At 58.4% G+C, this 2,564-nt stretch carries 2 protein-coding genes and 1 pseudogene; all 3 read right to left on the bottom strand.

Annotated features, from left to right (window positions below; translation table 11 throughout):
* Positions 1-78: 78 nt before the first annotated feature.
* The gene (locus tag BJ928_RS38375; protein WP_047637279.1) at positions 79-1,671 is read right to left on the bottom strand and encodes an IS66 family transposase; all 1,593 of its coding nucleotides are present in this window, start codon (positions 1,669-1,671) and stop codon (positions 79-81) included.
* A gap of 53 nt (positions 1,672-1,724) precedes the next feature.
* On the bottom strand, positions 1,725-2,078 hold the full coding sequence (gene tnpB / locus BJ928_RS38370; RefSeq protein ID WP_047637281.1) for an IS66 family insertion sequence element accessory protein TnpB: 354 nt from the start codon (positions 2,076-2,078) through the stop codon (positions 1,725-1,727).
* A 211-nt stretch (positions 2,079-2,289) separates the two neighbouring features.
* Positions 2,290-2,382 (bottom strand): annotated as a pseudogene (locus tag BJ928_RS39700) (transposase); the annotation flags it as partial.
* Positions 2,383-2,564 lie beyond the last annotated feature (182 nt).

Below are 2,564 nucleotides of genomic sequence, written 5' to 3'. Positions count from 1 at the left end.
GTAAGCGCGATTTTCCATGCGCATTGACGGCCTGACCGGTGAACCGCCCTCGGATCTGTAGTGATTATTCCGGCTCTGTTAGGCGGCGGCAGAGGCTTTGGAGAAGTTGATCGGCAACAGGTCACCTATGTCGGCCGCTTCCGTCCGCTGCGGCAACTCGGTGAGCACGTGGCGCAGCCATGCCAGCGGATCGACGCCACAGGCGCGGCAAGTGAGCATCAGACTGTAGATCACGGCACTGGCCTTGGCTCCATCGGCGGTGTCGCTGAACAGCCACGATTTTCTTCCGGTCGCAAAAACTCTGATCTCGCGTTCGAGAACATTGTTATCGATCGGCATCCTGCCGTCGCCGGTGTAGCGTGTCAGGTAATCCCATTGGTTCAAAGTGTAGGACACGGCATCGCCGAGCTTGGTATCCGGCACAACCTTTGGCGCGATGGCGTCGAGCCACGCCTTTAGGGCATTCAGGACGGGCAAGCTGTGTTGTTGTCGGAAGCGGCGAATGCAGTCGGCCTGCGTTTCATTGGCGCCGTTCTTTTCGCTTCGGGCCTGCCTCTCGATCCTGTAAAGCTGCTCGAAGAACCGAAGCGCTTGCTCCGGCGGCCCGCCGCCGTTCTTTCTGGCCTTGAGCGCGTCAACGAAGCGTCGCCTGGCATGGGCCATGCATCCGACATGGGTTGCACCATTCAATGTGCGCCATGCAGTGTAGCCATCGCTCACCAATATGCCGCGGTAGTCTCCGAGGAAGGTCTGAGGGTAAATCTGGCCGCGGCCGGGCTGATAATCGAGAAGCACGATTGGCTCGTCGCTGTCCTCGCCACTGCGATATGCCCACATATACGACGTGCTGGTGGCTTCCTTGTCCTTCTCCTTAAGGACCTGAACTGTTGTCTCATCACCATGAATGAGGGGTTGCGATCGGAGCCGCAGCTTCAGAGCGTCATAGATGCGATGAAGATGCTTCTCGCTCGAACCGATTACCCAGTGAGCAAGAGCGCCGCGGCTGATCGGAACGCCGGCCCGCTCGAATGTCTGTGCCACGCGGTAGAGCGGGGTGCCGTCGACGTATTTATGAACCAGCGCGAAGGCTAGCGTCGAGGCAGTAGCGATGCTGCCTGGCAGGGGTTGTGGCGGCATTGGAGCGATTACGACGGGCGTGTTAATCCCGGTGCGGTCGCAATGGCGGCAAGCATATTTGAACCGCACATTCTGCAGAACCTTTGCCTTGACCTCGATATGGAGCTGTTCAGTAACGGCCTCGCCCATGCGATGCATTTGACTGTTGCAGCACGGGCAAGCCTTCTGATCGTCAGCAAGGTCGTATTCGACACGCTCGCGCGGCAAGTCTTCCGGCAGAGGTCTGCGGCCGCGTTTCTTTCCTGCGGTGCTCTCGACCGGCGGCAGGCCTGTGTCCGGGAGATCGACAACGTCATCACCGCCGTCACTATCATCTTCGTCTGCAGCCTCTTCGGCTTCGTTGAAGAGGCGATCAATATGCTTTTCGCTGCGTGGGGCAAAGCGATGAAGCCTTGCCAGTGCCAGCTCCTCTTCCAGCTTGACGACCCGTTGCGAGAGCGCTTCCTTCTCGGCTTTGAGCGCGGCGATTTCGGCAGCATTTGCCGCCAACTGCGCCATCAGTTCTGCAACGCTCGGCTCGCCGGTTCTCGTCATCAGATCCTTGAATCTGAACCGGCCCTGCGCGTCAACAGCTCAATTCGCCATCCTCAGCCGGCGATCTGATATTGCCGAACCGGATGGCGCACCATCGCATCGATATCGATGCCGTCCAGGATCCACTGGAGCTGCTCGGTCGAGAGTGTCACCACCACAGTCTCTCGGCGGGGCCACCTGAACTTGTCTTCCGTCAATTTCTTCAGGACCATAACAAACCCGGACCGATCAAAGAACAAAAGCTTCACCCGGTCACGCCGGCGATTGCAGAAGGCAAATACCGCAGGAGCAAACGGGTCCAGCGCCATCGTCTCCTGGACCAGGACTGCAAGGCTGTTGATGCCTGCCCGAAAGTCGATCGGCTCTCGGTACAAATAGACCTCAAGATCAGCGCCCAGTCTGAACATGACCCAGCGCTCCTACGATTGCGACCAGTCCATCCACATCGTCGTACTCAACGGTCAGGCTAATCCCATTCGGCAGGAGAGCACTCACCTTGGGTGCATGAGAGTGCTTGCCCAATGGCTCGGTCTTCGCCAGCAAATCGCCGCCAGAGGCCGAGGAAATATCTGCAGCAATCCGAACCGGAACGAACCCCGAGACCAGAGGCAAAGGACGTCCTTCTTTGGCTCTCTTCACCCATTTCCGAACAAGATTAGCATTGACGCCGTGCTCCAACGCCAGACGCGAGACCGAAACGCCGGGTTCCAGGCAAGCCGCGACAAGCCGATCTCTCGACGCAGGGTCATATCGACGACGGCCGTCGCGACCAACAAGCCGCACTTGCAGTTTAGGAGCATCTTCATCCATGATTTGGTGTCCACCTATTTCGGGTGGAAACTTCATGCATCAGAGCACCGCCCTTCAGAAGGCGCACAGAAATTCGCGCTTAC

The sequence above is a fragment of the Rhizobium sp. WW_1 genome (assembly GCF_003610155.1).
Classification (GTDB): Bacteria; Pseudomonadota; Alphaproteobacteria; order Rhizobiales; family Rhizobiaceae; genus Rhizobium; species Rhizobium tropici_A.
Note: the sequence above shows the minus strand (reverse complement) of the source record. Positions and strands in the feature narration are given on the sequence as shown.